The 5366-nt window shown below is 68.0% G+C and carries 5 protein-coding genes and 1 tRNA gene; all 6 read right to left on the reverse strand.

All coding sequences use genetic code 11. The features are described 5' to 3' along the window. Positions 1 to 1254: NADPH-dependent glutamate synthase (gene gltA, locus ACWTSU_RS08215; protein ID WP_455139596.1), on the reverse strand; the 1254-nt coding region annotated here is incomplete at its 3' end. Continuing rightward, on the reverse strand, positions 1242 to 2084 hold the full coding sequence (locus tag ACWTSU_RS08220; RefSeq protein WP_455136735.1) for a sulfide/dihydroorotate dehydrogenase-like FAD/NAD-binding protein: 843 nt from the start codon (positions 2082 to 2084) through the stop codon (positions 1242 to 1244). The genes ACWTSU_RS08220 and gltA, both read right to left, overlap by 13 nt. 156 nt (positions 2085 to 2240) lie before the next feature. Beyond that, on the reverse strand, positions 2241 to 2792 hold the full coding sequence (pth, locus tag ACWTSU_RS08225) for an aminoacyl-tRNA hydrolase (RefSeq protein ID WP_455139598.1): 552 nt from the start codon (positions 2790 to 2792) through the stop codon (positions 2241 to 2243). Between the two features lie 9 nt (positions 2793 to 2801). Continuing rightward, entirely contained in the window at positions 2802 to 3797 is a 996-nt protein-coding gene (locus tag ACWTSU_RS08230; RefSeq protein ID WP_455139600.1) for a ribose-phosphate diphosphokinase, read from the reverse strand. After that, the gene (gene glmU / locus ACWTSU_RS08235) at positions 3798 to 5192 is read right to left on the reverse strand and encodes a bifunctional UDP-N-acetylglucosamine diphosphorylase/glucosamine-1-phosphate N-acetyltransferase GlmU (protein WP_455139602.1); all 1395 of its coding nucleotides are present in this window, start codon (positions 5190 to 5192) and stop codon (positions 3798 to 3800) included. 59 nt (positions 5193 to 5251) lie between these two features. Next, a tRNA-Gln gene (locus ACWTSU_RS08240) sits at positions 5252 to 5326 on the reverse strand. Between the last annotated feature and the right edge of the window lie 40 nt (positions 5327 to 5366).

Genomic DNA, 5366 nt, shown 5'->3' on the forward strand with positions numbered 1-5366 from the left:
GCCCCACTTGTTGAGCTTGATGTCGCCGATCATCTTGGCGAACGGGTTGGCGTTGGTGCCGATGGCCGAGATGGCAACGTCGCAGGGGATGTCCTCGATGGCGCCCTCGATGGGCACCGGGCGACGGCGGCCGGACTCGTCGGGCTCGCCGAGCTCCATGTGCTGCACGCGCACGGCGCAGACGGTGCCGTCCTCGCCGGCCAGGAACTCGAGCGGCGCCACGAGCGGCATGACCTCGACGCCCTCGGCCTTGGCGTGGTGCAGCTCCGCGCGACGGGCCGGCATCTCGGCCTCGGTGCGGCGGTAGCAGATGATCGCGTGCTCGGCGCCCAGGCGCTTGGCGGTGCGCACGGCGTCCATGGCCACGTTGCCGCCGCCGAAGACCACGACGCGCTTGCCGTGCTTGGTGGGCGTGTCGTAGGCGGGGAACTGGTTCGCCTTCATGAGGTTGACGCGCGTGAGGTACTCGTTGGCGAAGAAGACGTTGGGCAGGTTCTCGCCGGGGATGTTGAGCAGCTTGGGCAGGCCGGCGCCGGTGGCGATGTAGATGGCGTCGTAGCCCATCTCGAAGAGCTCGTCGGCGTCGACGATGCGGCCGACCACGGCGTTGTACTCAAACTTGACGCCCAGGTCCATCAGGCCGTCGATCTCGCGCTTGACGACCGCCTTGGGCAGGCGGAACTCGGGGATGCCGTAGACGAGCACGCCGCCGCCGGTGAAGAACGCCTCGAAGACGGTCACGTCAAAGCCGTTGCGGGCGAGCTCGCCGGCGCAGGTGATGCCGGACGGGCCGGAGCCCACGATCGCAACCTTCTTGCCGTTCTTGGGCGCCATCTTGGGCGTGGAGGCGAGCTCGGGCTGGTCGCCCAGGAAGCGCTCGAGCTGGCCGATGGCCACCGGCTCGCTCTTCTTGCCGCGGATGCACTTGCCCTCGCACTGGTTCTCCTGCGGGCAGACGCGGCCGCAGATGGCCGGCAGCATCGAGTCCTCGCGGATGATGTCGAGCGCCTCGCCGAACTTCTCCTCGCGGATCTTCTCGATGAACTTGGGGATGTTGATGTTGACGGGGCAGCCCTCGACGCACAGCGGCTTCTTGCAGTCCATGCAGCGCTCGGCCTCGGCCAGCGCCATCTCCTTGGTGAAGCCCTTGTCAACGGGACGGAAGTCGCGGGCGCGCTCCTCCGCCGGCTCCTCGTTGTCCGGCGTGCGCGGCGACTTCATGTCGGGAACAAAGCGACCGTTTACCTGTGGCATGCGCAGTTCGCCTCCTCATAGGCCTTGAGGGACTGGCCCTCCTCGGTACGATACGCGGCCTGACGCGCGCGCAGGTCGTTCCAGTCGACCTTGGTGGCGTCGAAGTCGGGGCCGTCGACGCAGGCGAACTTCGTCTGGCCGTCGACCTCGACGCGGCAGCAGCCGCACATGCCGGTGCCGTCGACCATGATCGGGTTGAGCGAGGCGATGATCGGCGTGCCGTACTTCTCGGCGGTGAGGGCCGAGAACTTCATCATCGGTACCGGGCCGACGCAGAAGACCTGCGAGACCGCCTTGGACTCGAGCAGGCGCTCGAGCGGCGCGGTGACCACGCCCTTCTCGCCGTAGGAGCCGTCGTCGGTGGTGATGTGGATGTGGTCCTCGGGCAGGAGCTCGCGGAACTGCTCCTCGAGCAGCAGCAGGTCCTTGGTGCGGGCGCCCATGATTGCGTGGACCTCGTGGCCCGTCTCCACCAGGTGCCTGGCCACGGGGTAGGCGATGGCCAGGCCGACGCCGCCCCCGATGACGGCGCAGGGACCCTCGCCCATCTCGGTGGGCTGGCCGAGCGGCCCCGTGACGTCCTGAAGGCTGTCCCCGGCCTCGTAGGTTGAGAGCATCTCCGTGGTCTTTCCGATCACCATGAAGATGAACTCGACCCAGCCCTCATCGGCGTTCCAGCCCGCGAGCGTGAACGGGACGCGCTCGCCCGTCTCGTTGGCGCGCACCATCAGGAACTGGCCAGCGTGAGCATGCTTGGCCATCTGGGGCGCCTCGATGCGGAACTTGAACACCTTCTCCGAGAACTGCGTCTTTTCGAGGATCTTGTACATTAACCGCACTCCTCTCCTGCAAGTCTCCTGATCGGAGCCGCATACCCCCTCGCGGCTCCACCGACGCACGATTGTACCCCAGCACATGCGCATTGAGCTGCGCATGGGGCGAGAAGGGCGGTGGACGGTCGGACGGGTGCGCCGACCGCCGCGGGACTAGGAGAGCTGCTCCAGGACCAGGTCCGCGGCGCGCTCGACGGTGAGCTCGAAGTCGGCGAGGAAGCTCCCCTTGAGCTCGCGTAGGACGTAGTCGGCCACGGCCATGCGCCCGGGGGGCCGGCCGATGCCCACCTGCACGCGCGCGAAGTCGCGGCTGCCGAGCTTGTCGGCGATGGAGCGCAGGCCGTTGTGGGCGTTGAGGCCGCCTCCCTCCTTGAGGCGCACCTCGCCGGCGGCCAGGTCCACCTCGTCGTGGACCACCAGGATCTGCGCGGGGCGCACGTGGTGGGCGCGCGCGAGCTTTGAGAGCGGGCCGCCGCTCGTGTTCATGTAGCTCATCGGCTTGGCGAGAAGCACCTCGCGCGCGTCGTCGCCAGAGCCGACCGTGACGGCGGCCGTCTGGGCGCCCGCCTCGCTCTTCCAGTAGCGCACGCCCAGCCGCCCCGCCACGACGTCGACCACGGCGAAGCCGGCGTTGTGGCGGGTGCGGGCGTACTGGGCGTCCGGGTTTCCGAGCCCGCAGACGATTGCAATGGGGAAGGCGGCCACGGGACGGTGCTATAGCTCGGCGCCGCCGCCGAAGATCTCGGAGACCGACTTGCGCATGTAGACGCTGTTGATGGCCTCGGCCAGCTCGTTGGCAACGGAGACGGTCTTGATCTTGGAGCCGGGCTTGTTGGCCACCTCGCAAGGGATGATGTCGGTGACCACGCACTCCACGAGCGGCGCGTCCTGCAGGCGCTCGACGGCCTTGCCCGAGAAGATGCCGTGCGTGGCGGAGACGTAGATGTCGCCGGCGCCCATCTCCTTGAGCTTGCGCACGGAGTTGCAGAGCGTGCCCGCGGTGTCAATCATGTCGTCGTTGACGATGCAGGTCTTGCCCTCGATGTTGCCGATGATGCCCATGACCTCGGCCGCGTTGTGCTTCGGCCGGCTCTTGTGGGCGATGGCGACCTCGCAGCCCAGGTAGTCGGCGAGCTTCTTGGCGTGCTTGGCGCGACCCATGTCCGGCGAGACCACCACGGTGTTGGACCAGTCGAAGTCCTTCTCCTTGAAGTAGTCGCCGATGAGATAGAGCGCCGTGAGGTGCGTCACCGGGACGTCAAAGAAGCCCTGAATCTGGCCCTGGTGCAGGTCGATGGTGATGACCTGGTCCACGCCGGCGGCCTCCAGCAGGTTGGCCACCAAACGCGCGGTGATTGGCTCGCGCGCGGCGGCCTTGCGGTCCTGGCGCGCGTAGCAGTAGTGCGGGAGCACGGCGGTGAACTTGGACGCAGAGGCACGCTTGGCGGCGTCGGCCACCACGAGGGTCTCCATCAGCAGGTCGTTGACGTTCTGGCCCGAGAGCGACTGGATGAAGAAGACGTCGTCGCCGCGGACGGACTCGACGAAGCGCGCGTAGATCTCTCCGTTGGCGAACTTCTCGATCCTCAGGCCCTGGAGCTCCAGGTGCAGGATCTCGGCGATCTTCTGGGACAGCGCGGGGTTGCCGGTGCCGGTGTAGAGCTTAATCTCCTTCTTCAGCGGCATGGGCTCGCTCAGGTTCTCGTACATCTAGGCCTCGCCTTTCTTGAGTCGCTCGAGTCGCCTGGCGGCGTACCCCTCAACAATGCGCTGCTCGCTGCGCTCGAGGGCGAGCGCGTCGGCAGGAACGTCCCTGGTGACGCAGGAGCTCGCCCCCACGAGCGCCCCGTCGCCGATCGTGACCGGGGCCACCATCATGGTGTCGGACCCCACGAACACGTTGTCCCCGATGACGGTGCGGTTCTTGTGCACGCCGTCGTAGTTGCAGGTGATGGAGCCGCCGCCGATGTTGACGCCGGACCCCATGGTGCAGTCGCCGATGTAGGAGAGGTGCGGGACCTTGGAGCCCTCGCCGATGTCGGAGTTCTTGATCTCGACGTGCGTGCCCACGTGCGCGCCGCGCCTGACGTGCGCGCCGCCGCGCAGGTACGCGCGCGGCCCCACGGTGACGTCGTCGTCGATGGTGACGTCCGTGCCCACGGTCTCCTCGAGCGAGACGTTGCTGCCCACGGTGCAGTCGGTGAGGCGCGTGTTGGGGCCGACGACGCACTCCTCGCCCACGCTGGTGGAGCCCATGAGCATGGTCATGGGGAGCAGGATCGTGTCGCGGCCCACGGTGACGTCCGGCCCGACCCAGGTGGTGGCCGGGTCCATGATGGTCACGCCCTCGGCCATGAGGCGCGCGTTGATGCGGTCGCGCGCGACGGTCGTCAGCTGCGCGAGCTGGGCGCGGCTGTTGACGCCGAGCAGCTCGTCGGGGTCGTCGGCGGTGACGGCGGCGACGCGCAGCCCGTGGCCGCGCAGGATGGAGACCATGTCGGTGACGTAGTACTCGTGCTGGACGTTGGCGGTCGTGAGCTCGCCGATGTGGGCGGAGAGCGGTGCGGCGTCGAAGGCGTAGAAGCCCGGGTTGCAGGAGGTGAGCGTCGCCGCCTGCTCGGGCGTGCAGTCCTTCTGCTCGATGATGCGCGCGACCGACCCGTCCTCGTCGAACTCGAGGCGGCCGTAGCCGAAGGGGTCGGCGGGGGTCCAGGTGAGGATGGCCTCGGCCGCCTCGCCGGACGCGACCGGCGCGAGCAGCCGGCGCAGTGTCTCGGCCTCCACGAGCGGGCCGTCGCCGTTGAGGACGAGCACCGGGCCCTCGGTGACGCGTGCGCCCTCGAGGGCGGTGCGGACGGCGTGGCCGGTCCCCAGGCGCTGGGTCTGCTCGACGCACTCGACGTCCTTCTCGTTCGCAAGATGGGCCCGCACCTCGTCGGCGCCGTGCCCCACGACCACCACGATGCGCTCGGCCCCGGCCTCGCGCGCGGCGCGCGTGACCCAGGAGACGAGCGGACGGTCGAGGAGCTTGTGCATTACCTTGGGGTGACGGGACTTCATGCGCGTTCCCTCGCCGGCGGCGAGGACAATCGCGGTCATGGGCATGTGCGGCCTCCAAGCGACGCGTGAGTCCCTTACACAATCATGATAGCGTGAGGCGACGGTGGCAGGGGTAGTAGGATTCGAACCCACATTGATGGCACCAAAAACCACTGTCCTAACCATTGGACGATACCCCTGTGCCGCCGGGGTCATTGTAACAGGTGCGAGTGAGACGGC

The organism is Thermophilibacter sp. (assembly GCF_966187215.1).